The 24,960-nt window shown below is 38.8% G+C and carries 22 protein-coding genes and 1 tRNA gene; 15 read left to right on the top strand and 8 right to left on the bottom strand.

Annotation, left to right across the window (positions count from 1 at the left end; translation table 11 throughout):
• Window positions 1-3: 3 nt before the first annotated feature.
• From crcB to ABJF11_RS16860, 3 genes are read right to left on the bottom strand one after another with little or no spacing between them, the layout of a single operon-like run.
• Entirely contained in the window at window positions 4-378 is a 375-nt protein-coding gene (gene crcB, locus ABJF11_RS16870; RefSeq protein WP_348121249.1) for a fluoride efflux transporter CrcB, read from the bottom strand.
• Complete coding sequence (locus ABJF11_RS16865; protein WP_348121248.1) at window positions 375-812, bottom strand: hypothetical protein; 438 nt, start codon at window positions 810-812, stop codon at window positions 375-377. Before ABJF11_RS16865 ends, crcB begins: the two co-directional genes overlap by 4 nt.
• Window positions 809-1,402, bottom strand: a complete 594-nt coding sequence (locus tag ABJF11_RS16860; RefSeq protein WP_348121247.1) for an ACP phosphodiesterase — start codon at window positions 1,400-1,402, stop codon at window positions 809-811. Before ABJF11_RS16860 ends, ABJF11_RS16865 begins: the two co-directional genes overlap by 4 nt.
• Window positions 1,403-1,465: 63 nt before the next feature.
• On the opposite strand from ABJF11_RS16860, the gene ABJF11_RS16855 reads away from it, so the two are divergent.
• On the top strand, window positions 1,466-1,861 hold the full coding sequence (locus ABJF11_RS16855; RefSeq protein WP_348121246.1) for a TerB family tellurite resistance protein: 396 nt from the start codon (window positions 1,466-1,468) through the stop codon (window positions 1,859-1,861).
• Here ABJF11_RS16855 and ABJF11_RS16850 read toward each other — a convergent pair.
• Window positions 1,823-3,931 (bottom strand): ComEC/Rec2 family competence protein, encoded by a 2,109-nt coding sequence (locus tag ABJF11_RS16850; RefSeq protein WP_348121244.1) that lies wholly within the window; start codon window positions 3,929-3,931, stop codon window positions 1,823-1,825. The two genes, ABJF11_RS16855 and ABJF11_RS16850, sit on opposite strands and share 39 nt — an antisense overlap.
• Before the next feature lie 68 nt (window positions 3,932-3,999).
• The gene (locus ABJF11_RS16845) at window positions 4,000-4,941 is read right to left on the bottom strand and encodes a PhoH family protein (protein ID WP_348121242.1); all 942 of its coding nucleotides are present in this window, start codon (window positions 4,939-4,941) and stop codon (window positions 4,000-4,002) included.
• Between the two features lie 70 nt (window positions 4,942-5,011).
• Here ABJF11_RS16845 and ABJF11_RS16840 point away from each other — a divergent pair, with 70 nt between their 5' ends.
• From ABJF11_RS16840 to ABJF11_RS16785, 12 genes are all read left to right on the top strand, one after another.
• Window positions 5,012-5,800 (top strand): SAM-dependent chlorinase/fluorinase, encoded by a 789-nt coding sequence (locus tag ABJF11_RS16840; protein WP_348121241.1) that lies wholly within the window; start codon window positions 5,012-5,014, stop codon window positions 5,798-5,800.
• Window positions 5,797-6,093 (top strand): antibiotic biosynthesis monooxygenase family protein, encoded by a 297-nt coding sequence (locus ABJF11_RS16835; protein WP_348121239.1) that lies wholly within the window; start codon window positions 5,797-5,799, stop codon window positions 6,091-6,093. Before ABJF11_RS16840 ends, ABJF11_RS16835 begins: the two co-directional genes overlap by 4 nt.
• Window positions 6,094-6,202: 109 nt before the next feature.
• A tRNA-Leu gene (locus ABJF11_RS16830) sits at window positions 6,203-6,284 on the top strand.
• Window positions 6,285-6,372: 88 nt separating this feature from the next.
• A complete protein-coding gene (locus tag ABJF11_RS16825) occupies window positions 6,373-7,860 on the top strand; it encodes a hypothetical protein (protein ID WP_348121238.1) in 1,488 nt (495 codons plus the stop codon).
• Between the two features lie 280 nt (window positions 7,861-8,140).
• Window positions 8,141-8,575 (top strand): cupin domain-containing protein, encoded by a 435-nt coding sequence (locus ABJF11_RS16820; protein ID WP_348121237.1) that lies wholly within the window; start codon window positions 8,141-8,143, stop codon window positions 8,573-8,575.
• A gap of 57 nt (window positions 8,576-8,632) precedes the next feature.
• Complete coding sequence (locus tag ABJF11_RS16815) at window positions 8,633-9,331, top strand: DUF2490 domain-containing protein (RefSeq protein WP_348121236.1); 699 nt, start codon at window positions 8,633-8,635, stop codon at window positions 9,329-9,331.
• A gap of 878 nt (window positions 9,332-10,209) precedes the next feature.
• A complete protein-coding gene (locus ABJF11_RS16810) occupies window positions 10,210-11,940 on the top strand; it encodes a hypothetical protein (RefSeq protein ID WP_348121235.1) in 1,731 nt (576 codons plus the stop codon).
• Window positions 11,941-12,077: 137 nt separating this feature from the next.
• A complete protein-coding gene (locus ABJF11_RS16805; protein WP_348121234.1) occupies window positions 12,078-12,743 on the top strand; it encodes a DinB family protein in 666 nt (221 codons plus the stop codon).
• Between the two features lie 586 nt (window positions 12,744-13,329).
• Complete coding sequence (locus ABJF11_RS16800; protein ID WP_348121233.1) at window positions 13,330-13,707, top strand: carboxymuconolactone decarboxylase family protein; 378 nt, start codon at window positions 13,330-13,332, stop codon at window positions 13,705-13,707.
• A gap of 541 nt (window positions 13,708-14,248) precedes the next feature.
• Entirely contained in the window at window positions 14,249-16,912 is a 2,664-nt protein-coding gene (locus ABJF11_RS16795; RefSeq protein WP_348121232.1) for a carboxypeptidase-like regulatory domain-containing protein, read from the top strand.
• 3 nt (window positions 16,913-16,915) lie between these two features.
• Window positions 16,916-18,037 (top strand): DUF4249 domain-containing protein, encoded by a 1,122-nt coding sequence (locus ABJF11_RS16790; protein WP_348121231.1) that lies wholly within the window; start codon window positions 16,916-16,918, stop codon window positions 18,035-18,037.
• Window positions 18,038-18,302: 265 nt separating this feature from the next.
• Window positions 18,303-19,100 carry a hypothetical protein gene (locus ABJF11_RS16785; protein WP_348121230.1) on the top strand — a complete coding sequence of 266 codons (798 nt, stop codon included), beginning with the start codon at window positions 18,303-18,305 and terminating at the stop codon, window positions 19,098-19,100.
• A 126-nt stretch (window positions 19,101-19,226) separates the two neighbouring features.
• Here ABJF11_RS16785 and ABJF11_RS16780 read toward each other — a convergent pair whose 3' ends face one another.
• Together ABJF11_RS16780 and ABJF11_RS16775 are read right to left on the bottom strand one after the other, a co-directional pair.
• Entirely contained in the window at window positions 19,227-19,823 is a 597-nt protein-coding gene (locus ABJF11_RS16780) for a luciferase family protein (RefSeq protein WP_348121229.1), read from the bottom strand.
• 177 nt (window positions 19,824-20,000) lie between these two features.
• Window positions 20,001-21,086, bottom strand: coding sequence for an acyl-CoA desaturase (locus ABJF11_RS16775; protein ID WP_348121228.1), 1,086 nt, complete (start codon window positions 21,084-21,086; stop codon window positions 20,001-20,003).
• A 439-nt stretch (window positions 21,087-21,525) separates the two neighbouring features.
• Here ABJF11_RS16775 and ABJF11_RS16770 point away from each other — a divergent pair, with 439 nt between their 5' ends.
• Together ABJF11_RS16770 and ABJF11_RS16765 are read left to right on the top strand one after the other, a co-directional pair.
• Window positions 21,526-22,383, top strand: coding sequence for a hypothetical protein (locus ABJF11_RS16770; RefSeq protein ID WP_348121227.1), 858 nt, complete (start codon window positions 21,526-21,528; stop codon window positions 22,381-22,383).
• A 477-nt stretch (window positions 22,384-22,860) separates the two neighbouring features.
• On the top strand, window positions 22,861-24,354 hold the full coding sequence (locus tag ABJF11_RS16765; protein ID WP_348121225.1) for an ATP-binding protein: 1,494 nt from the start codon (window positions 22,861-22,863) through the stop codon (window positions 24,352-24,354).
• Window positions 24,355-24,465: 111 nt separating this feature from the next.
• Here ABJF11_RS16765 and ABJF11_RS16760 read toward each other — a convergent pair whose 3' ends face one another.
• Window positions 24,466-24,957, bottom strand: coding sequence for a hypothetical protein (locus ABJF11_RS16760; RefSeq protein WP_348121224.1), 492 nt, complete (start codon window positions 24,955-24,957; stop codon window positions 24,466-24,468).
• Window positions 24,958-24,960 lie beyond the last annotated feature (3 nt).

Here is a 24,960-nt window from a genome sequence, read left to right as displayed (position 1 = left end):
ATTTTATGCTAAATACAATTTGCCAAGATACCATCCGCAACCTGCAGCGGCCAGGCCTAAAATTAAACTAAGTGAGATGTATAACAGTGCGGACCCCAGATTGTTGGTGAGGATCAGATCGATGTTCTCTACACTGAAAGTGGAAAAAGTGGTGAATCCACCACAAAATCCTGAGGTCAAAAGTAGGTAATAAGACCGATCCATTTTACTGACGGTATGAAACAAAAGTCCGAGAAGAAACGAACCTGCGATATTGATCAGCAGTGTTCCCATAGGAGCAATACCTGGAGTGATTTTCAACACCCATTGTGAAATGAGAAACCGGAGCATACTGCCTATCATACCTCCCAATCCAACAAATAATGTGAGTCTGATCATTTTTGCAGTTTTTTGAACTTCTTCTTTAAGTAGTTTAGAGTCTTGTCGTATTCCGTATTTTCCTGTTTGCTCATGGCAAGTTTTTTGCCGGATTGTAGGGCTATTGTTAGTTCCTCGTACAACCCACCATAGGTTTTGATGGAGGTATGAAACCAGTGGTCTATTTCCTTGCCACTGAAGTCGTATTTTTGAAATTTAAAAGGAAACCTGACTTCGAATCGCTCCTTAGAAATTTTTATAGTTTTGAGTGTAAAGAGAATTTTCATCAGCACCAATAGACCGATAGGCCCAGAGGTATAAACCAGCACATACCACCAGGTGCGATCACTCGCCTCGCGTATTTGTATCAATCCATAGATGAAAAGAGCGAACGCCAGGAAGATAAAAACGCCTACGGAGAACAGTGTACCTATTTTTGGTTTTGAAATGATCATTTGTTTATTATTTCAGCGGTAAAATTATGGATATGGCCCAATATTTCTTCAAAAAACCGTTGAAATTCATCTTCGTATTGTTCGTATTCAGCCTCAAGGTTGCTCAAAGCTTTTTCCATTCCAGATTCGAAAGAGGTACGACGTGACATTCCGCTAAGGGTAAACTGAATGCCTTCCAAAAACTGATAATTGTACAGCCAGTCTCCCGCTTCCATATAGCTGAGTAGGTATTGACACCTATCCGGAAGCAAATCAGTATTGTTGTTGAGCAGTTGGTAATGTCTTGTGCTGAATGATTTGAGTTCTTCGTCACTATAATTCGACCAATTTTTGGCTAAAAAGTGATCATAGTATACATCCATGATCACCCCCGCATAGTGTCGGTAGTCTTTGACTAGTCTTCTTTTGCCTTCCAGAAATATGGGATGGGAGTCCGCATAACTATCGATTTCTCTATGGATTAGTATGCCGTTTTGCACCCCTATTGGATAGTTGAGATACTTCTTGCCTTTCACAAAATCAGCCATGAAATTTCCTAAGGTTATTTCAATATCACCAAAAGAGAGGTACAAGTGCGATAGATAGTTCATTGAATATAATATAGGCCTTTTATCCTGATTTCTTATATTTGTTTAAATCAAAACCAGCGCATTATGTCAAAAGCCCATCTCAATATTCTAGTCCAACTGGCAAAAGTTGATGGTATCGTCGTCCAGGAGGAGGTGGATCTCATCAATGAAGTGGGCAAAGCCAACGGTATGACTGAGGAAGAAATAGCTTCGTGCTTCGACGAGGAGCTGCCCATTGGTGATTTATCTAGCCTGGTAGATGACGAAAAATACGACCTCATCTATTCGATAGTACAGCTTATGAAGATCGATGGCAAGTTATACAACGAAGAGATCAAATTTTGTGCAAAAATGTCGGCGAAGTTAGGCTATGAGGAAGATGTGTTATTCGAGCTTATGCTCAAGATATATGCTGATCCAGATCTCTGTGCCGATAAGGACTCACTTAAAAAACATATTCAGGAATATCTGATTCCTTGACAAGGACACCCTATGGTACTTCTCTTTTAGATTGATCACAGTCATTCCCAGCGAGGAGGCTTCATTTTTTATATTATCTATGTACCGAGCACCATTGCTGCTATCCAGTATGATCTGTTCGCAAGAAAAGATTTGAGAGAGTTTGTCAGGGTTATCTATACATTGATTAGAAATCACAACTATATCCGCTTGGAAAGGTTCTGAAATTTGACTTGTGTCAAATCGCTGATTCAGGAATAGTATTTTCTTCCCAGCTATCACTTGCATATCAGCAATGGCTGCTAGCGGAGTACTTTCTGATTTGATATCCTCGGGAAAGGGAAGCAAATGCTCTCTTCTAAACGGCGTGATTTCATACTCGTGATGCTCAATATTGATAAGCGAGTCAGTGGAGACGATTTGGGCATGAAGCCCATTTACATTGTCCAGAATTAGATTTTTTCGGGTTGAATAAAATAGCAGCTCATTTTGTTCGGCTTGATTCATCAGCCTGAAGCTCTGATCTCCGGCTATGCCTATTACGGCAAATAGCATAAGCCAGGCATAAGATGTCCTTTTGAATTGTAGTAGAGCCGTAGCGGCAAGGATCAGCGTATATAATAATAGCGCTTGGCTGGAGGAGATGTAGATCCAATCTATGGAGCTGCCGTCGAGTAAATGTATTTGCTCTACAAAATAATTCAGCGCCGAGACCACTTGTTTCAATATCCATCCGATTCCGTCGTGCAGCCACCCAAACGAGAGCAGCCCTATGCCGAGTATCATCACGATAAAGGCTCCTGGGATCACTACCAAATTGGTGAGTAGAAAGTAAGTTGGAAAGCTATGGAAATAATAAAGACTGAGGGGAAAGGTGGCCAGCTGCGCAGCCAGTGACACACAGGTAATTTGCCAGATCGCTTTGCCAAGTCGATTATGTATCGTCCACAAGGCTGATATTTTAGGATAGAGATATAAAATCCCGCCAACAGCTAAAAATGAAAGCTGAAATCCCACATTGAACAAATACTTTGGTTCGAGAAGGAGCAGAATAAAAGCTGCCAAAGACAGAGAGTTGAATACATGTGCACGCCGATTAATGGCCTGAGAAAGCAAGACTATGGTGAACATGGTAGCCGCTCTGATAATAGAGGGGGAAAAGCCCGTGAGTAAAGCATAGGACCACAGCGCTATGATTGAGAGGATGGGTGTAAGAAATCGCCTCAGTTTACCAACAGGGAGCAGCTTGAAGATCCAGTTGAGGATCAGACAGACCACGGAGACATGGAGGCCAGATACTGCAAGTATATGCATGGCTCCTGCGGCTGCATAGCTGGCCTTAGTCTCAGGGTCTAAATCACTCTTGATGCCAAGCAGAAGGGCTTTTATCACGGCTCTTTCTTTTGGGCTATCAATGCTGCTGGATATTACTTGTTCGAAATGACGACGAAGGCGATAGATGTGAGCCAAAAATTTATTGGCTTGCCAGTGGGAAACCAGATTGATTTGTGTGGGTTCTACAAACTGCTGCAGGAATATGCCCTGATCTGCCAGGTAAGCACTATAGTCAAATGCACCCGGGTTTCTGTTTCTAGAGATTGGACTTGGCCGACCCTGTACAAGAATCTGATCACCATAGCTTAATACGGATCGGCTGCTGTCAGACCTTTTGACGTAGACCAAAATTTTAGATTGACCATCAATGATGAGTGTATCGCTGATGCCAGAATTTACCTTTACCTCATAGACCAAATGCTTACTCTTCTCTATTGGAAATGAAGAAATCACCCCAGTCCAAGCCTTACATTCAGCCCATTTGATTGTGCAAAGGCCTTTGGCTATGAGGTCAGTTTCTTTTTTCATCTGTAGCAGTCCAAGGAGGAATACGAGTATCAGAAGAAGGTTGCCTATTAATGGGTGACTTACACGTCGATAGGATAATTTGAGAATAACGATGCCTGAGAATAGGGCAACTATATGGAACGGCTGGAGGTGTATGAAAACTGCCAAATCGGAGTACCGAGCAAGTAGGATGCCGATGGCAAAGGCCATAAAAAGTCTAAGAAAAGGGTAGGTGGTCCAAAACAACATTTCACTTAATTTAAGAATGTTGTTTACTCAAATGTAGTGCAATCGAACCGTAAGACTAGCTAAAGGGCTTAGCCATTTTCATCTTTGTCGTAAGCCTCTATGATAGAGCGAACCAGTTTGTGACGAATTACATCCTTGCCATCCAGCTCAACGAATCCTAAACCTTTCACAGTTTTTAGAATTTTGAGTGATTCAGCCAGCCCTGATTTTTGTTTGACAGGTAGATCTATTTGTGACATATCACCGGTGACGATGACTTTAGAATTGGGCCCCATCCTGGTCAAAAACATCTTGATTTGCATAGGAGTCGTGTTCTGAGCTTCGTCCAGCAAAATAAAAGCATCGTTGAGCGTCCGTCCGCGCATATAGGCTAGTGGTGCTATTTCTATTACCCCGTTCTCCATATAGTACCGCAGTTTTTCTCCAGGCACCATGTCATGGAGGGCGTCATAAATTGGGCGTAAATACGGGTCTATTTTTTCTTTTAGGTCACCGGGAAGAAACCCGAGATTTTCACCAGCCTCGACCGCTGGGCGAGTGATGATTATTTTCTCTACATCACGATCTTTGAGTGCCTTTACTGCAAGTGCTACAGAGATATAAGTTTTGCCGGTACCAGCAGGACCTATCGCAAATACCAAGTCTTTCTTTTGTACTGCTTCTACCAGCTTTTTTTGATTTTTGGACTTGGGAGCTATTTTGAATCCCTTAGTGCCATATACCAAAACGTCGGTTTCGGCATCGACAAACTTGTCTTCTTCCTGGTTTAGATAAGTTTTGACCTGCTCGTGTGTAATGTTGCCATATCTATCATAGTGCTGTACCAGTGAGTTTAGAATCTCATTGATTTTTATGATCTCTGGCGACGAACCCTGAATACGGATCTCGTTGCCACGAGAAATAATCTTCGACTTTGGAAAAGCCGTGGCGATTTCATTGATGTTTTGGTTTTCAACACCCAAAAATTCGTTGAGTGGAATGTTCTCTAGGGTAATAATTTTTTCTACCAAATGAAGTACCTAATTTGCGGTCAAATTATATTTTTGCTAGACAAAATAAACAGTTTTTTCAATAGCTTGTATGGCCATCGTTACATTTCTTTCTGATTTTGGAGAATCCGATCATTACGTAGCAGCGGTGAAGGCAAGCATATTGAAGGAGAATCCAAATCTCACCATAATAGATATATCTCATCAGATATCAGTGGGTGACATTGGGCATGCTGCTCATGTTTTGGGGTCTGTGTTTAGGGATTTTCCAGAAGGTACGGTACATCTGATCGCCGTGTCCAATACCATAAAACGAAACGCAAAGAACATAGCTGTCAAATTAGAGAATCATATTTTTATAGGAGAGGACTCCGGTTTAGTGTCCTTGCTGAGCGAAGAAGTTGCAAGTGCTATTGTAGATATCAATGGTGTGAAGCCAGTCCGATCTCCATTTATAGCAAAGACACTTTATGGCCCCCTTGCCGGGAAAATAGCCAGCGGAAAAGACATTCAGGACTTTGGGAAGCGAATGGAAGAGATGGATCGACTGATGCCGACTCGGGCCAAAGCTACCAAAAAACAGATTGCAGGCAATATTGTACACATCGATCACTACGGAAATCTCATCACCAATATTTTGAAGACTGATTTTGACGCTATTTTGAAGCTCAACGATAACTTTCCCTATGTCATCAATTTCAGAAGAGAGAAAGTGTTGCAGCTGCATGGACACTATTCTGAAGTCAATTCTGGGGAGTGCTTTGTGATGTTTAATTCTATGGGTAACCTGCAGATTGGAATCAATCAGGGCAGAGGTGCGGAGTTGCTGGGGTTGATGATAGGCGATCAGGTATTTATAGACTTTACGATGGACTCATGATCATACGGGTAGTAAGAATGACTTTCAAAGAAGAGGCTGTGGAGCAGTTTCTTGAGATTTTTGAAAAGAGCAAGGAGAAGATTCGTGCCTTTCCCGGCTGCATACATTTGGAGTTGTTGAACGATGCTGAAAAACCCAATGTCTACTCTACTTATAGCATGTGGGAGAGAGAGAGTGATTTGAATGTCTATCGTCACTCAGAGCTGTTTGGTCAGGTATGGCCAGAAACTAAGCGATTGTTTAGCCAAGCACCAGAAGCACATTCCTATATTCAGAAAATAAAATTGGATTGATATCTCATTTGGATATTGATTTCTTGATAATCTTTAGATATGTTTGCATCCCTTTTGAAAGAGAGGATACCAGATCGCAGCTTTTTAGTATTAAAAAGCTTGCCTATTTGCCCAGGTGGCGGAACTGGTAGACGCGCTAGACTCAAACTCTAGTGGCTTCGGCCGTGCCGGTTCGATTCCGGCCCTGGGTACTCAGACCCCTGATAATCTATTGATTGTCAGGGGTTTTGTTTTTAAGGGTGACAGTAATGACGGCAAAAAAAATATTATTTTAGGCGTATGAAATTACATTATAGTTTAGCCGCGCTGAACACCTCGTTTCAGAACATCACCGAAAGCACTATTAATAATGATATCTCATTCGGAATGTATAAACACTCATTTATTGCTGTTAACGGAAATTTGGTCATTTCTAATATTCAATTTGAATCTCAGGTTGAAATCCGAAATGGTTATGACATAAAATTCGTTGATTGTGTTTTTAACAATGGAATAATACTTTCAGTAGGAATAAATGCGGATGTGATGTTTGACAGTTGCTTTCTTCTGGGAGAAATAAACTTTTCAGGTCATCAACAAAAAAATCTGGTAGTTAAATTCCATGAGTGTAAAAGCGATGTAATGAAGCTAAAACTTGCTATCAAATTCGCAAATGTTCAAATAATTCATAGTGAATTCAGTGAGGTCGAATGTATTGAAAAATCTACAAGTTTACTCATTGATAATTGCGAAATAGACAAGGTAGAGGTTGATAGTGAATCGCATAAAAACCTAAAAATTTTAGATTCAAAAGTAACTAGTTTAAGAGTAACGGAGTCAGAAAACGCTATAGTAGAACTAATTTGTTCGGAAGTCTCAGAAGTGTTTATGTCAAGTTTTTTCTCTCTATTTGAAATACTTTCTAGTAAAGTTGACAATATCCATTTAAAATTAATAAGGAAAAAATCTGTATTAAGATTGAGTGGCAAAAGTGAAATTGGATTACTTCATTTAAGTAATTGTAATGGAATTCATGTAGATATGAAATATGCTTATATAAATGAATTAAAACTTGATGAAATTCATGGAGCTTCAGATTTATCTATCCGAAATATTAAAAAATTGGAGTATCTCGAGCTAAATTCAGTTTCTGTGCCTGTAAGACTTAGTCACTTAATGTTAAAGAAACTAGCTATTTCAAATACTGAATTCCAGAAGATCAATTTGAGTCATATTCATTGGTCAAATAGATTCGAGCTTTTGAGTGCTCGAGCTCATTCCAATGAAATGGAAAAATACTTGGACTTGGTCGAAACCAGTAGAGAATTAAAGCAGTACTTTACAAAAAAACAGAATGAATTCTATGCTGAAACATTTAGAATAAGTGAGTTGAGATCACATTTTTATTATCTAAAATCACTAATAGTTTCAAGGCATTTTAATTTTTTGCAATTTGTTGATTGGTTAGTATTAGGTACGAATAAATGGTTTTCTAATTTTGGAACAAATCCTTTGCTTTCTATTAGTTATCTGCTTGGGTTTCATTTTCTATTATTCTTACCGTTATTAATTCTTTTCAATCCGAATTTGGGTTATTCTTTTTGCTTAAATCCATTTGATGAGAATTGCTCAATTGCCTTTTCACTAAATTTGCTGAACCCAATCCACTCTCTATCTGACATAGACGGCAATAAAGTGTATTCTGTGGTAGATTTTTTTATGAGGTTATCATCGGGGTACTTTATTTATTACTTTTTAAGAGGAACACGAAAATTTGGGAGGTCATAAGACCTCCTAATCTGATCCAATTGATTGATAACCTAATCTTTATGAATTCCTTCGAAAAATGATTTACCATGTTTTAAGTCTGTTCTAAGGGGGAAGGCTACAACAAGAATGGATAGGTTACACCATAAGGAGTTCGAATTGCCCGAGTCACACATAATATCTAGAATCATAAAAAGTGTTATTACACCTTACACTCGTTTAGCTTTTTTGTACGTGATAATTTATCTTCACTGAAATGGGCACCTATTACGCTGGCGATCCTGATATTAATTAAATGGAAATGAAAGAGAAAGAAATAATACTAAATGGTGAAGGGGACAACTATAATTATTCTCAAGATCATTGCTTCATCAAGCTTTCTTCGCGTCAGACCGATGGTGAACTAAGTTTTGTTGAAGACAGGCTGAAACCGGGCTTCTTCCTTGCTCGACATCATCATAAAATCATGACTGAAGTATTTTATATTTTGGAGGGTGAGGTAGAATTGATTTTTGATGATGAAACTATCACTGCCAAGGTAGGCGACACTGTGACCGTCCCTCCAAATGTTTGGCATGCCGCAAAATGCGAAAAGGGAGGAAAAATGCTCACCATCTTTAAAAACGGGCAGTTTGATTTGTATCTGGAAAGACTCTCAAAAATGACGGATGACGACTTTGCCGATTCCAAACTTATAAAACATGTATCTGAAAAGTTTGATATCTATGAGGCGTAAGTGAATAAATCAATGCAATTTGTTTGATAGAAAATGTAGTCTGAAAATTTGATAATCATGAAAAAGAGTTTGCCATTACTTGTAATGCTTTTGTCTTTCTTCTTACCTGGGAGCGGAATTGCACAAATAAATGAAGACCAAATGGGCGCCTGGTACATGTACTTTTTCAATACTACATTTAAAGAAAGCTCATGGGGTGTTCAAGGGGATATTCAATACCGGAATTGGAATATTGCTGGCGATCTCGAGCAAATAATGTTGCGTGGAGGGATTACCTATAAGCCAGAAAAAATAAATATTAAACTGACCCTTGGCTATGCACACGTGACCACAGGAAGTTTCGGGTCAGATAATTCCACTACGGCAGAGAGTAGAATCTATCAAGAAGCACTTGTGCCTGTGCAAATTGGCAATCGATTCTACACCAACCACCGTGTTCGCTTCGAACAACGATTTGTTGATAATCAGGATTTCAGGACACGATTTAGATATAATTTGTTTTTAAATATCCCTCTGAACAGGGCAGCCATGGAAAAAAATACCATCTATCTGGCACTATACAATGAACTATTCATCAATGGTCAACGAAATATTGGCGACAACAATAGAGTCGAAATCTTTGATCGAAACCGTTTCTATTCAGCTTTCGGGTATGTCATTAGAAACGGACTCAATGTTCAACTAGGTATCATGCGCCAAACAACAGAAAACTGGAGCAAAAATCAGTTGCAATTCAGCCTTCATCACAAGTTTTAGTGCCAATCGACTTAGATCCTTCCAATAAATCAAATTGGCATTGTGTCAAACCAAATTTTCTATAGACATTATGGAATCTAATATAATCTTCAGCTAGGAGGTAGATTTGTTGTGTTTCATGCTCCAGATTTATGCAAGTGCTTGTTTGGAATTTATTACCCTGATCATGGATAATATTTTTGGAGTCTTATGTTTATCAGTTGCTTTACAATGCACTTCTATGACAGTCCAATCTTTCCGTGACATCCTTGATGGAACATCGCCTGTCATCTATGGCTGAATCCTGCTCATCTATATAGTTCTTATCTAATTGTTGCATAATCCCAATATCTATCCAACGAACAGACTGGGCCCAAAAAGTACTGATATAGGTCAAGTATGATTTAGTCGATAGTCCTTTTACAGATTGAATCTAAACGGTAACAAGCCTCTCCAACTCAAAGGAATGACAATAGAAAGAAGACATTTCGACAAGGAGTTTAAACTGAAGGAAGCTAGCTTGGTTATTTGTGATAAAGGGGGTCTCATACAGAAAAAGTTACCAATGTGTAAGTTTAAGTAACCTCATTGATAGTTCGAAAATCCGCCTGTTTATAGCTTTGTTTATGTAAAAGTAATGAGTATTGGATTTAATTCCTGAACCTAATTACTGTTAAGATCATGGTGATCAACGTCGGTTTTGGATGTCGGTCCAAAGTGGACGGTTAAGGTGTTTTTCTTGTAGAAGAAAAACCTTTTTAAAGAAATAAAAACAAGAATACAAGACTTGATCTGATTTGGAAGAATTGGTGAAAATCAACTAATCAGCAATTGGTCTTTATGATTTGAGATGAATATCTAAAGATAATAATTGTCATTTTATAATAATTCAATAATACATGAAGGCCCTAATTTCTATTATAATAATCTTAGCTTTTTCCTTAGTAGGTTATGTTTCAACGTCCCAATTAGCATGGGAAAGGAAGTCAGATGATTCAGAGCAACTAGATCAAAAGTTTGTTAAATGCACACCGGCTAAGTTTTTACTTACAGATGTAGATTCCACAAAACAAATTTCTCCATTATTTGATGACCTGGGAGATGTATCCTTCAGTATTAGCACGTCCAATGAGATGGTACAAATATTTTTCGACCAAGGATTAAAATTTGCGCATGCTTTTAATCATGCAGAAGCACATCGCTCCTTTATGGAAGCTTCACGTTTAGATCCAAACTCAGCTATGACCTACTGGGGCCAGGCTTTTGTTTTGGGGCCAAATATAAATGATGAACTGCCGTCAGAAGAGCGGAAAGTAAAATGCAATGAAGCAATCACTGAAGCCAAAAGGCTGATGTCGACAGCCAAGCCAAAAGAGCAAGCCTTAATAAAGGCGTTGTCAGCCAGGTATAGCGAGGATCTTACCAAAGATATAAAGGAGCTAAACATGGATTACATGAATGCCATGAGCGGAGTAGTAAAAGAATTCCCTAATGATGAAAATATACTGATCCTATATGCAGCTGCAATAATGAATACCACTCCCTGGAATTACTGGGACAAAAACGGTAATCCTTCACCAAATATCAGCGAGGCCAAGATGTCGCTTGAGCTTGCTATGAAAATTAACCCTAATAATGCCGGAGCACATCACTACTATATTCATATGGTAGAGCTTGTTAACCCAGATCTAGGCGTTCCAAGCGCTGAAAAATTGGAAACTCTAATGCCAGCAGCAGGACATATAGTACACATGCCATCACATATTTATATTCGAGTAGGAAGATACAAGGATGCTGTGGAATCAAATCAAGCTGCAATTTTGGCTGATGAAGATTATATTTCTCAATGCTATTCGCAAGGCCTGTATCCGCTTGGGTATTATCCTCACAATATACATTTTCTATGGTCTGCAGCTAGTTTATTGGGAGATAGTGGGCTTGCGATTGAAGCAGCAAAAAAAACAGCTGAGAAGGTGCCTGCTGGAGAGCTGATTGAAATGCCTTTTCTTCAGGATTTTGCCTCGACACCGCTTTTAGCATATGCAAGATTTGGTAAATGGAACGAAATTTTAACTATTCCAGCACCAAATGCCAATATAAAACATCTAGGACTTATAAGACACTATGCTAGAGGTCTTGCATTTATAAGAAAAGGGAATGCTTTTGAAGCAAAGGAAGAACTAGAGGCCATTGAGATACTCATGCAAGATCCCGAATTGGAAAACTTAATAGCAACGCCGCATAACTCAAGTCTATCTATTGCTAAAATAGCCTACGAAGTCGTGGCGGGTGAGTTGGCTGCTTTAGAAGGTGACCTCGCAGGAGCCATAGAACACCTTGAAAGTGCAGTTATTTATGAAGATCAATTAGTCTATACAGAGCCGGCGGCATGGCATATACCAACAAGACAAAACTTAGGAGCGATCTTAGTAGATGCTAAACAATACACGAAGGCGGAACAAATATACAAGGAAGACTTATCGGAATTAAGACAGAATGGATGGTCCCTTATAGGTTTATATAATGTTTATATGGCACAGCAAAAAACACATGCGGCTCAGAAGATTAAACAAGAATTTGATAGTGCCTGGAAAGATGCCGATATAGAATTAATTAATTCAATATTGTAACGTCCAATTATTAAAAATATATGTTGTGAACGCAACAATCAACCAGTCTTTAAGAGCATATATTTTTCCAGATTCAAACTTGCCAGAAGCTACTATTTTGAAAAAATAACTCAACAAAAAAGTATTACATCAATATTATGAACCAACTCGAACCTAATAATCAAATTAATACAAGAAAAAACAGAAGGAGATTTCTTAAGAAATCAGCCTTTTTTACTGCAGGGCTCACCACTTCTGTGTTAGCTAGTTTGGCCGGTACTGTTCCAGCCCAAACCGACGATAACCTTTATATTATTGGCGAAAAAAAAGGGTATTCGCCCAAAATTGGAACACTATTGTCCATGATGACAATGATGAGGGAGTGGGTGATTGAAGTAGTAAAGGGTTTAAGCATAGAACAATTGGATTTTCAAATTGACGATCAATCCAACTCAATAGGAGCCATGTTAATGCATCTGGCGGCTACCGAAAGATACTACCAACTAAACACATTCGACGAAATGGAGTGGGGTACCTGGGGCGAAGAAATAAAAAAGGAATGGGACGTAGCTAGCGGTTTAGGGGAAGAAGCCCGAATGCAAATTAAAGGAAATGATATCGACTACTATCTGTCGGCTCTGGAGAAAGTGAGAAGTGTCACCAAAAAAGAATTTGCTAAGAGAGATGACGAGTGGATTATGAAATCAGAGCCATTTTTTGATGGCCAGCTTACAAACAACTATTGCAAATGGTTTCATGTATGTGAGCATGAATCAAATCATTCCGGCCAAATGAAATTTATATTCAAAAGGCTTCCAAAGTAACCATAAATTCAACGATGCAATATGATATTTTCTAGTGAAAAACATAGAAATATGATATTAGACTAAAGCCTATTGAATGACTCAATAAATAGGAAAGATTGTTTTTAGAAATATTGGTCTTTTTGGTTTTTGGGACAGGCTGTTGCCCAGCAAACGAAACCAATCTAAAAAACAGATCACTAACATTCGACATTTTAAATTATCAGAATCGGATGGAATGGCGAAAATGAAAATTTTCCGTCTTACATAAAATTCAGGTTCGCCAGCTCTATAGGAGAAAAAGTGTTAAAACAGCCAGATTCTTTCTGTTATATATGATTTGGTGAAGGATAATGAAATCAACAATAAACGCAGTAAAAGCAGCACGCCACATGAGGATATTAAAAGTGATAATGTCCGTACAAATTGTCTGGTTTTGGCTGTCTCAAACCTTAATTCTTAGAGCCGATTATTATCTGATCTCGATTTGTGAGTAGAATATCTTCGGGTTGTAAACAAGCAAGAGACTGACCAATACTGCCATTTACAGTTTGGATATTCGGCTAAAAATGGAAATGTAAATTTTAAACTAATATTAAAATAAATTATGACAAGCGATCAAATTTTCAAAGAAATCGAAACTAAGTTAGGTAGTGTGCCGGGTTTTTTTAAGGCCATACCTTCCGAATCGTTGGCAGCTGAATGGGAGCTGTTCAAAAAAGCCACCCTTGAGACGGATTCCCCGTTGGACGCGAAGGTGAGAGAGTTAATAGGAATATCGGCAGCTGCTGCAAGGCTATGTTGGTATTGTGTGAACTTTCATACAGAGCTTGCAAAACTGCATGGAGCGTCTGAAAGAGAAATTCAGGATACTATTGCACTTTCTCGATTTGGAGGTAGCTGGAGTTCCTTTTTGAATGGTATTGACTATGATAAAGATGAATTCTCAAAGGAGTTGGGTGAGGTAGTGGATTTTTTGAGTTGAAGCAAAGCACCTGAAATGAAGAGAGATTTGGTGAAAATTACCACAATCTAAATTAGAGTGAAGTTGCGGTGTATCAAAAGGTGCACCGTTTTTTTGTGCTCTTTGCAGAATCCCAATTGTTATCGTCTACTCATTGGTTTACTGAGTTAAATCAAGTAAGAGGTTAATCTGAGAAATGAATTTGGACTTACAACAATATTAGAATTCTTTAATCACTCTGGAAAATGCCACCATTTTAGTTGTAAGTGACCAATCGCAGTGTTTGGAAAGCGATGAAGACTTATTAGTAAAGTGATTTTTAGGAACGTTGCTGATTAGCGGACTCCTACATAACCGCTTAATGATTCAGCTCAATTTGTGGCCTAAATCCAGAGAAATTGTATTTTACAACCGCACCAATATTTATTGCCCTGATCATGGAAAATATTTTTAGGGGTCTTATGTTTATTAGTTGTTTCATTCTGGTCTGGTGGTTATAGCCAAAAAAAACCAATTACGTAAATTATTTATCGCCTTCATGGTCATATTTCCTGCATCTCACTTGAAACGATTAATTTTATCAGTATGCTTTTTTTTATATCTCGGAACTCTCTATTCCCAAGATTTTAAATCGGTTTACATAAACCCCTCTGATAACGGTATAGGGATAAAAGACTATCTGTCAAAAATAGAGCAGGACTATGATGTAGACTTCATTTATGATGATAGTAGAATTGGAAATTTTGGTATTAATGGAGTAGTCTTTCGGCGAAAGTTATTAGACTATTTGGATATATATTTTGAAGCGTTTGAGCTAAAGGTAGTTGTCGTTAAATCTAATGTCGCTTTAATCTTACCAAAAAATGTCGCCAACCAATTTAACTCAAAAACAGACTATTTTGTAGTCAAACCTGCACCATCCGGAAGGATCAACCTCATTGGAGAAATCTATGATACAGATTTAAATGAACCATTAATCGGAGCTCAAGTTGTCGTCGAATCGATAAATGCAGGAGGAGTTACTAATCTTCAAGGGGAGTTCTCTATCAGTTACGAGACTAACGAGGTCTATAGTGTAGTCCGTACCCAATACAAGGGCTTTGATACAATTTTGCAACTTATAACATTCAGTGAATATGGTGATGAAAAAATGCCTCGGACCTTGCTATACCCGTCAGTAACAAAACTGGAAGACGTTATTATTCGTGCTCAGAGTATTGACAAAAATGTTAGCGGCAAGTTAACCGGAATTGAAAACCTGGGCATTGAGAGTATAAAGTCACTACCTACCTTTATGGGTGAGGTCGATCTTATCAACGGATTAACAACACTACCAGGAGTAAGTACTGTTGGTGAATTGGCGTCAGGATTTAACGTCAGAGGTGGAAATTTGGGCCAAAATTTGATACGCCAGGATGGAGCAATAATTTACAACCCATCACACCTTTTTGGTTTTTATTCAGCCTTTAATCCTGACATAGTGGATGATGTGACCCTCATCAAAGGCGGTGGAAATGCCAGATACGGTTCTAGAGTGTCCTCCACCATGGATGTCACCTTACGGAGCGGAGAAACGAGAGACTACCATGCTACTGGCGGGCTAGGTATCGTGTCGAGTCGATTGACCTTGGAAGGGCCTCTGGTTAAGAATAAGTCATCATTTATCTTGGGAGGTAGGATATCCTATGCCGACTGGGCTCTGGGAATTACAAAAGATCTTAAATTGACTCAAAGTTCGGCTGATTTTGGTGACGTTACAGCCAAGCTTTTTCAGATGATAAATGAAAATAACTTCATTTCATTATCAGCATATAGCAGCTTTGACAGTTTTTCACTAGCCAGCGATTCCCTTTTTACCTGGGGCAATAAGAGTTTGGCTCTCAAATGGGGTCATAATTTCAGTGCGAACACAGGTTCACAACTTACACTTGCGGTAAGTGCCTACAATTCAGAACTACAAAACAAAGATGCAATTGAAGGATTTACTTATGAAAATGGAATTACCAGTACCAATTTAATCTACAATGTAGATTCCAAATTTTCGGATGACAAGCAAATCAACTTTGGTGTTGAAGCCAACTACTCCCAGATAAACCCTGGTGAATCGCAGAATATCATTGAACGAAGTAATGTTTTGGAGTTCGATATAGATGAACACAAGGCCTTGGAAACGGCGGCTTTTGTACAATACAACTGGGATATCACTCCGAAATTTGCTGTATCAGCAGGTTTGCGTTATTCTCAGTTTTATCGCTTTGGCAAAGGCCTCGTCTACGATTATAACTATAATATCGTCGATTCTCAATTTCCTGAAAGAGGAGATTCTATAAATTATGATACGAATGAGCTGATTGATTTTAAACATGGACTTGAGCCAAGGGTTTCATTCAGATACAAATTAGATATTTCGACTTCTCTAAAAGCAAGCTACTACCGTACCTATCAGTACATTCATTTAATCTCAAATACTACCTCATCCAGTCCGCTTGATTATTGGCTATCTGGAGGGCCAAATCTAGAACCTCAAAGAGGGGATCAATTTTCTCTTGGAGTTTTTAAGAATTTAAAGGATAATAAATACGAACTATCGGTAGAAGGGTATTATAAAGATGTTAAAAATACTATTGATTATATAGAAGGAGCTGAAGTTAAACTTAGTGAGTCAATAGAGGGCAATTTGATTCAGGGAAATGGGATTTCCTATGGGATTGAATTTTTAGCCAGAAAAAATACCGGTGCTTTAAACGGTTGGCTTTCCTATACTTATTCGAGAAGCCTTTTACGGTTTAACTCAGATTTTGATATCCTAACTGTAAACCAAGGAGATTTATACCCATCACAGTATGATCAGCCACATAATCTATCTGTTGTAATGAATTATGCTGCCAATGAGATCTTGTCGTTTTCAGCAAATTTTAGTTATTCAACTGGTCGGCCGATCACTGTTCCTATTTCAAAATATTCGTATAATGGGTTTCCTACTGTAAACTCCTATTCTCAGCGAAACGAGTTTAGAGTACCGGACTATCATAGATTGGACTTGTCAGTCACATTGAAAGGAGAGCATCCTGAAAAAAGATTTCAGGGAGAATGGGTGCTTTCAATTTTTAACGTCTACGGAAGAAACAACGTATTTGCGGTGGCTTTTGATGAATTCGGCCGAGCAAGTAAGGTGTCGATAGTCGGTAATATGTTCCCGTCATTGTCATATAATTTTAAGTTTTAAGGAATGAAGAGAATTTTTATTATCCTACTGTTATTTACAGCATGTGTGGAACCTTTTGATTTCGATCGAAACAATCTAGATCCACAACTGGTAATCGAAGCATATGTTTCCGATATATCCTACAATGAATCATTGGAAGCGCCCTCCAACGGGAGGTACTTTACGGTAAAGTTAAAGTGGACTCGGTCGGTTGGTTCAACCGTTCAAGACAGGATTACTCCATTTGCCGATGTCAAAATTATTGATGACGAAGGCAACGAATGGGCTTATTTTGAAAATTTCAAAGAGTGGGGAACCTATGTTCTTCCTGATAGGGATTTCAAAGCGTGCGAAGATAGGATGTATAAGCTGCAGGTTACCACTCGTGACGCTCTGGTCTATGAATCAAACTGGGAGGAATTGCCGTCAGCAACACCTCCTGTAGAGGATGTTTGGTTCGAAGAAGAAGAACGAAAAGTATACTATTATCCGGCAGGAGAAGAAAAAATAAAAGATCAAAATTTCATCAACGTATCAACGACTCTCCCAACCAACCCAGACGGACAGACACGATATTATAAATGGGAATATTCGCCTATGTGGGTTTATGAAGCCCCATTAGCCACGGGTGCCTTTAGTCCTTTTAGGACGTGCTGGATTACGAACCCTGAGTATCTTAGCGAATACGCATTGCAAGAAGATGTGGTCGGTCAGACTCAACAAGAGTTGTTTAATATTAAAATCGACGATAACAATCGTCTTTATGAGAACTTTTCGGTTTTGATTTTCCAACAAAGCATTTCTAAGGACTATTTCTACTTTTCTCAATTGATGCAAGAGCAAATTAAACCTAATGGAATCTTCGACACTCCGCCAGCTAATTTGCCTTCTAATTTCACTTGTATAAGTGATCCTACAAGGACTCCTGTAGGCTATTTTGGAGTGGTGAGTGAATCTGCAAGACGTTGGTACTTCAACAAAGACGATCTGTCATATGTTGTGGTAGATGATCTTCAGGCCGAATGTCTTGCGAAATTTAACAGGCCTCAGGATCCACCGGATCCGGCACCAGAATGTGAGGTGTGCTTAGCCTATACTGATGGAATCGCCACTTTGACCAAACCTGATTGGTGGGAAGAAGATTGATTAGAAGGAGCGAGACTTATGAATGTAGAAGACACCTTTAACCGGCAACATATTAAGTGTAATGAACGGAGCTAAGAAATTTATTGTTAATAGGAATATTAAATATTATCTCCAGAGCAATGAATATATGACCTTGATAAACGAATGACGTTGGAACTTGAGTTCAATCAAGAAATACAAATTTAGTAAGTAAAATCAATCTTTCTCTTGGCCTGTAATGATTAGGTCATTGTAGAATAAAGCTAGAATAAAAGAATAAAAGAAGATGAGAACGACTGTACTACTATTAGTGATTGTGGCCAATACATTGATAATGGTTGGATGCGAAGAGAAGCAGGATGAGATATCGCCATTTACATGGTCGTGGACGGATACAGAGCAGTCTTTTGCTGAGATCGATATATCACCAGGTACTACCACAGATGTGATATTAGAGATTCCTGATCCTCCGTATGAATATGCATTTAGGGTGATTGCACCTAAATCCATTGATGAAGAAAATGGCAACCCACTTGTATTTTCTATTCATGGAGGAGTTGGAGGAGCCGGTCGAGAGGCTCATAAAAGCACTGACTGTATTGCACCTGCGCTCGAAGAAATTAACGCTTTTGTAATAAGTCCAAATGCTGATAAAGTCCAATGGTATGAGGTTTATAATCAAATAAAGATGGCAAATCTTATCACAATGGCCGTCAACAATTGGCCGATAGACACTACCAAGATAGTGGCAACAGGGTATAGCGACGGAGGAAATGGTACTTGGTTTCTTGCAGAGAGATATCCTAATGTATTTTCTGCTGGTATAGCATTGGCAACTTCATATAATACACTGACAACATCTGGTGACGCTCGTAAAATTGATATTCCGCTCTATGTCATTCATAGCACTGGAGATGAGCTTTTCCCATTGGATCAGACCCAATATTGGGTAGATCAAACCATTGCTGCCGGAAGTGATATAAATTTTGTTATTGCTGATGGGCTTTCTCATTATGCACCATGCGATTATACAGACCATTTCGAAGATGCAGTACAATGGCTGGAGGATGAAGTTTGGGAATGATATAAAGATCGAATGGCTTGCAAAAATAATAGACTGAATCGCTCCTGTTCTTTTTGCTAGGTTAGATTCTAAAATCTATGTTGTGAAAGACTCAAGCACTTTTTTTGAATTAATACAATAATGAATTTAAGGGTAATCGGTAGCGAGTAGGCTTTGCCCTGTGACATAATTGTATCCATCGACAATGAGTTGAAACGTTACGTCAAGTTCGTCAAGGGTCTGTGGCGTATAGAGCATGACAAAGCCATCATATCCTTCTAATCGCTGTACTGCAAACGGATGTAAAACTGCCCAACAAGACTCCACAGCTTCATTGCTCCGGGATGGTTCTAAAAAAATATGCAAACTGCCATCATTGTGTATGTGAGCAAATTCTCGATCACCAATCAATGCTTCAGGAACAACCACAGATACGTCTTCGGTGATCCATATTCCTTGCCATCCGGCCACAACAGACGGACGCTCCTCGATTCCAGGGATAGAGTATACTCTTCGATTTAATTCTTCGTTGACCTCGGGTACCAATTCTACATCAATCTGAACGTGTGGGATGTCCGTAGTAGTTTCGGGACGTGAACCAGCCCGCTTGGGTAATTCCACTGTGATTACTTCATCAGCGGTATCGTCTGCAGTATCATTAACCATTTCAGGATCATCGTTTTTGCATGAACCCACCAGGAAGAAGGTCAGTGCCACTACCCATATATGAAATCCACTTTTCATTGGCTTGTGAGGTAAAAGGAACGATAATTTAGGAAGCTCTAGTGTACATAAAGATACTCCAAATCCAACGGTCTCACAATTAATGACCGAAACTCTATTCAAAGACAGGATAAGGCAATTTTCTGAAGTACCGGTATTTACTTAAGATAATACTCGCGTTAAATAGGCAATATGTCGCTATTCCTTGCCAAGACTATGCAACATCCTAAAATGGCTTTTGATGGCGCACAAGAAAGTGGGATATTCTAAATATTGGATGTCGTAATCTTTGGCAGTACTACGCACGATATCAGAGATTGCGTGGTAGTGGACATGACAAATAGTTGGAAACAGGTGATGCTCCACTTGATAATTGAGACCACCAATCATCCAGGAAAACAGTTTACCCTTTCGTGAGAAATTTGCGGTTGTATTCATTTGGTGGATTGCCCAGCAGTTGTCTATACTCCCCTTTTCATCAGCGACGTGAAAACTAGTATTTTCTAATACGTGAGCCGACTGAAAAACCAGTGCCAATATCAGACCACAAATAAAATGCATAGTCAAAAACCCTATCAACACCTGCCACCATGGCAAATCAATCAGAATCATAGGCAAGGCTAGTGTAGCTCCAAAATAGAGTATCTTGTTGATAGAAATTTGAAATATCGCCTTGCTCAAAGTCAAACCCTCAGCAGCCAGCAAGCGTTTTCGATGAAATCTGGCAATCTGCTCAAAATCTTTACTTAGTGTCTTGTATAACGATAGTAGTCCATAAAAAAATGGAGCATAATACGCTTGATATTTGTAGAATCCACGCCGTTTCTGATTAGGCGAAAACCGCATCACCTGATTGTCTAGATCTTCGTCAAATCCATGGACATTGGTAGACGAGTGATGAAGGACATTGTGTTGGATCTTCCAGGTCACATGATATGAGCCTATCACGTTGAGCAAGAAGCCCAATGCTAGGTTGACGTTTTTGTTTTTGGAATAAGCGCCATGGTTGGCATCATGCATGATCGCAAGTCCGATACCACACATCCCCTGACTCATAATGGCCCAAAGCAGCATCATGGAACTAAATGTTTGTACGATACCAGAAAGTAAAATTATGAAGGGTGTAAAATACAAACACAGCATAAATACTGTTTTAAGTTGCATGTTTGAGTTTCCAAATTTTGATAAATTCTTTTCAACGAAGTACTCATTCACCCTTTGTCTCAACTCAGTCACAAAATCGATTCCTTTCTCACGATTGAACCGCACTATTGACACCTCCATATTATCTCTTCTCCATTATAAATCTTTGGAAGATAGGTAAAAAACAACTGATAACTTCAAGGCATGGATGATGAAAGTCAGCAATTAATTTTGAGCCACCCGGAATTAATGAAACTGTTAGCTTGATTAATAGTCAGATACTTGCATTTCCACTCATTCCCAGGTGAGGAATGGAAAGGTTGGCTGAGTTCGTTTAGCTTATAAAAAGTTTTCGATTTATTCATGATGTGCAATAATTGATTAAAAGAATTTATGACTAAAAATGAAGAAACCGTCAAGTTATCAATGAGAGAAATGTTGGTTATAACAATAAAAGGCCACCCGTCGTTAGCCATTATTTAAAGTAAAGTATATGAATATCAAGCGTTGTTTTTTGTCACTGGTTGGACTTGCAATTATTTTACAAAGCTGCAATACTAGCATCACCTCTAAACCTTATATGGATCAAAACCTGCCGGGCAATACACCTCAATTGTTTGCACCATCAGTAGTCAATACAGCAGAAATAGAAATTAACACGGTATTTAACTCGTCATTTACCGAATTGTTTTTTACAAGAATTGTTAATGGAAGCTTTATCATATACCATTCTGAATTAGTCAACAATAGTTGGTCTAAGCCTAACCCCATTCAAATGTTTGATAATAAGCAGGCAAAATCCGTCGCTATAGATCCAACTATTACAAAAGAAGGAGACACGATGTATTTTCTTGGGGTCAACCCTGAAGATCATTCAAATAGCACTCCTCCAGACATCTATAGCAGTCAAAAAGTAGATGGAAAATGGCAGATTGCTACAAGGGTTGAATTCCCGATATCGACGGATGAATACGCTGAATCATATCCTGTCGTCGTCGCTGATGGTAGCTTATACTTTGAGTCCGATCGGCCAGGAGGGTTCGGAAAGCGAGATATTTATCGTGCCCAATATTTGGAAGAAGGAATGTTCGACATACCAGTAAATATTGGTCCAGCAATAAATTCTGAAAAAAGTGCTCGCAGCACTTTTGTGGCATCAGATGAGAGTTTTCTTATCACCTCAAATATTACTGAAGAAAAGGGTTTTTTTATTGCCTTTAAAACAAACAACGAATGGCAGACCCCAACAAAATTTGAGCTAGGTGAATTACTGGATGACGAGTGGATATATTTTTGCCCTTATATGTCTCCAGACAATAAGTTTTTTTTCTTTTCGAAAAGATACAACGATCCCGCAGTGAGTGGATGGAAAGGAGTTACCAGAGGAGAAGTTTACTGGCTAGAAGCAGGTCATATTCTTGATCTAAATACAAAATAGAAAGCTAATTGGTGTTTTTCCCAAATACAATTCACAATTCTACCTTGCACAAAAGGGGTACATCTTGTGAAGAGCCACATTTATCTAACATTCACAAAGTTCGCATCCAAAACTCCATATCAATAGTTGAAATATTTGTCATCACAAGGTCAAGAGAGTAATGGACAGAGCAAATAAAAATCTACGCCCCAGATTTAGGGAATGTAATTTTTCCATTCCGAGGTCAAAGATATTTGGTTCTTTTTAAGTGTCCGTTCACTTTGCAGAAATGGCCGATTCATGGCCCATATAGAGATTATCTTGACACTTTAAATTCAGGAAATGAAAATCACAGCATTTTCTTAGTCAATAAGTATGAACATTTCTCAATTTCACTCATTTCTAGTATTCTTAAAAAACGTTCTTACGCTTGGGTTGTTTCTTTACTTGTTATGCACACCATTATTTGCACAACCCAAATCTATAAACAATCAGAAATTGGATAGCTTAAGAATCATTGATCAGGCTATAATCAGCTATGACATTGAAGAAGATAAAAATGAACAGCTTCTGATACAGAGTAAGCCAGAACTGAAATCAAAGGAACGCAGGCAACAAATTCAAATATTAGAACAGAGCAGAAAAATTCGAACATTATCGCTCATAGGGCTGATTTCAGGCCTTTTACTAATATCAGCTATTGCCTTATTAATCTATTTTCTTCTTTCAAATCGTGCGCAGGCTAAAAATCAGCTTATCGAACAAGAGTACCAGTTGGATCAAATGAAATCTGACCTCTTTCTCAATATTGCGCACGAATTGCGTACTCCGATGACACTGATCCTTGGGCCGCTCAGCGAACTAGAAACTAATGATAACTTGTCAGCAAGGGAGAAGCGCTGCTTTAAATTGATTCGAAGTAACAGCGAACGCTTGGTCGTCATGGCTGACGAAATTTTACAAGTATCCAAACTGGGACAAGAAAAGATGGTAGTCTCGCTTGAGCGTATTCCACTGAAACTCACCTTACATCAGATATGGGCAGGATATCAGACTCTGGCTGACAAAAGGTTAATTGCCTACAAATTTGAAGTAGCTCTGGATCAGGATTTATGGATTAAGGCTGAAAAGGTAAAACTTGAAAAAATTCTTGGTGAGTTGATCAGCAATGCTTTAAAGTATAGCGAAAAGAATGACCAAGTTGCGGTTACAGCTAAAATATACAATGGACAACTTGAAATTACCGTAAAGGACTCAGGGCCTGGTATTGACCCCGCAGAACAGCAACAAATCTTTAAGCGATACTATCAGTCAAGCAAAGCCGGAAAGCGCAAATTAGGAGGTGTAGGACTAGGACTCTCCATAGTCAAAAGTATGGTCGATGGGTTGGAAGGGTCGATTCGTGTGGAAAGTGAATTAGGGGAAGGGACCTCATTTATTGTACTTCTTCCAATTACCCTATCTGATGATGCAAGTGATGACGAAACCTATTCAAACTCATCCACTATAAATTTACCAGACGTCCAGAGCAATAAAGAGCATACACCAACGATTGCAGCTCTATCTAAACGCAATGAAGAAGATGATCTTAATCGACCAACTGTACTAGTGGTTGACGATCAGGTCGATATGCTCGACTTTATTTGCGATATCCTTTACGAAGATTATCATGTGCTCAAGGCTATGAATGGAAAGAGAGGATTAGAAATTCTTTTATCAGGTGCCTACCGTGTAGATTTAATTGTTTCAGATATTATGATGCCCGAAATGGACGGTTTGGAGATGCTGGATTACATCAAAAAACAAGAAGAGTTAAAATCTATTCCAATTATTTTTCTGTCCGCATTTCCAGAAGATGAGCCTCGAATAATTACCTTGTCAGAAGGTATTAACGATTTCATATCAAAACCTTTCAATCGTAATTCACTGTTGCTTCGGTGCCATAAGGTGCTGTTAAGAGTGAACGAAAAGAGCATCAAAGACATGGTCTGACTCATTCTGCTACCACTATTCCTTAGAAAACCTAAACATGCTGACTTTTCAAATTGGTCTCAGCCATTATTTTTGAAAGAGACATAGAATCCAATAGTCTTCAAACGTTTGCTATTGGTCGACCGGTCTGTATATCGAACTTACGATGAGTTTGTATTGCTCCAATCTCTCAGCCAGTTTTTTTTCTTTTTTGTCTGTATCAAGATGAATTTTTTCACCTGTGTCCACTCGAAAAAAGGCCTTGTAGACACTGCTTTTAATATCGTATTTCGCCCCTGTTCTGGTGCTCAACTGTGCTTTTTCTGTGACCTGATTGATATAAAATTTTTCTATACAATCAAATTTCTCAGGCGTCCCTACTTTAAATCCTAACAGTAAGGTGTAAACCGTATAGGTCCTTTGATCTATATTGATTTTTAGCCCGTATCGTGCAGAGAGGATCAATATTCCAATAAGCAACAGAACTAAGGAGGTAATACCCCTGACAATAGTGACAGAATCGGCACTGCTGATTGCCAGTATGGCACCAATGATCAAAATGATTCCGAAAAATTTGAAATTCTGGGGAAAGTAGGATTCCTGCTTTATATCTAGTTCTTGCATTCC

It is taken from the genome of Reichenbachiella sp. (assembly GCF_039941815.1).
Taxonomy (GTDB): domain Bacteria; phylum Bacteroidota; class Bacteroidia; order Cytophagales; family Cyclobacteriaceae; genus Reichenbachiella.
Note: the sequence above shows the minus strand (reverse complement) of the source record. Positions and strands in the feature narration are given on the sequence as shown.

What these genes read in the sequence shown, in the direction of transcription:
- crcB (WP_348121249.1), bottom strand. Translation starts at nt 378, where the DNA reads ATGATCAGACTCACATTATTTGTTGGATTGGGAGGTATGATAGGCAGT.
- ABJF11_RS16865 (WP_348121248.1), bottom strand. Translation starts at nt 812, where the DNA reads ATGATCATTTCAAAACCAAAAATAGGTACACTGTTCTCCGTAGGCGTT.
- ABJF11_RS16860 (WP_348121247.1), bottom strand. Translation starts at nt 1,402, where the DNA reads ATGAACTATCTATCGCACTTGTACCTCTCTTTTGGTGATATTGAAATA.
- ABJF11_RS16855 (WP_348121246.1), top strand. Translation starts at nt 1,466, where the DNA reads ATGTCAAAAGCCCATCTCAATATTCTAGTCCAACTGGCAAAAGTTGAT.
- ABJF11_RS16850 (WP_348121244.1), bottom strand. Translation starts at nt 3,931, where the DNA reads ATGTTGTTTTGGACCACCTACCCTTTTCTTAGACTTTTTATGGCCTTT.
- ABJF11_RS16840 (WP_348121241.1), top strand. Translation starts at nt 5,012, where the DNA reads ATGGCCATCGTTACATTTCTTTCTGATTTTGGAGAATCCGATCATTAC.
- ABJF11_RS16835 (WP_348121239.1), top strand. Translation starts at nt 5,797, where the DNA reads ATGATCATACGGGTAGTAAGAATGACTTTCAAAGAAGAGGCTGTGGAG.
- ABJF11_RS16825 (WP_348121238.1), top strand. Translation starts at nt 6,373, where the DNA reads ATGAAATTACATTATAGTTTAGCCGCGCTGAACACCTCGTTTCAGAAC.
- ABJF11_RS16820 (WP_348121237.1), top strand. Translation starts at nt 8,141, where the DNA reads ATGAAAGAGAAAGAAATAATACTAAATGGTGAAGGGGACAACTATAAT.
- ABJF11_RS16815 (WP_348121236.1), top strand. Translation starts at nt 8,633, where the DNA reads ATGAAAAAGAGTTTGCCATTACTTGTAATGCTTTTGTCTTTCTTCTTA.
- ABJF11_RS16810 (WP_348121235.1), top strand. Translation starts at nt 10,210, where the DNA reads ATGAAGGCCCTAATTTCTATTATAATAATCTTAGCTTTTTCCTTAGTA.
- ABJF11_RS16805 (WP_348121234.1), top strand. Translation starts at nt 12,078, where the DNA reads ATGAACCAACTCGAACCTAATAATCAAATTAATACAAGAAAAAACAGA.
- ABJF11_RS16800 (WP_348121233.1), top strand. Translation starts at nt 13,330, where the DNA reads ATGACAAGCGATCAAATTTTCAAAGAAATCGAAACTAAGTTAGGTAGT.
- ABJF11_RS16790 (WP_348121231.1), top strand. Translation starts at nt 16,916, where the DNA reads ATGAAGAGAATTTTTATTATCCTACTGTTATTTACAGCATGTGTGGAA.
- ABJF11_RS16785 (WP_348121230.1), top strand. Translation starts at nt 18,303, where the DNA reads ATGAGAACGACTGTACTACTATTAGTGATTGTGGCCAATACATTGATA.
- ABJF11_RS16780 (WP_348121229.1), bottom strand. Translation starts at nt 19,823, where the DNA reads ATGAAAAGTGGATTTCATATATGGGTAGTGGCACTGACCTTCTTCCTG.
- ABJF11_RS16775 (WP_348121228.1), bottom strand. Translation starts at nt 21,086, where the DNA reads ATGGAGGTGTCAATAGTGCGGTTCAATCGTGAGAAAGGAATCGATTTT.
- ABJF11_RS16770 (WP_348121227.1), top strand. Translation starts at nt 21,526, where the DNA reads ATGGATCAAAACCTGCCGGGCAATACACCTCAATTGTTTGCACCATCA.
- ABJF11_RS16760 (WP_348121224.1), bottom strand. Translation starts at nt 24,957, where the DNA reads ATGCAAGAACTAGATATAAAGCAGGAATCCTACTTTCCCCAGAATTTC.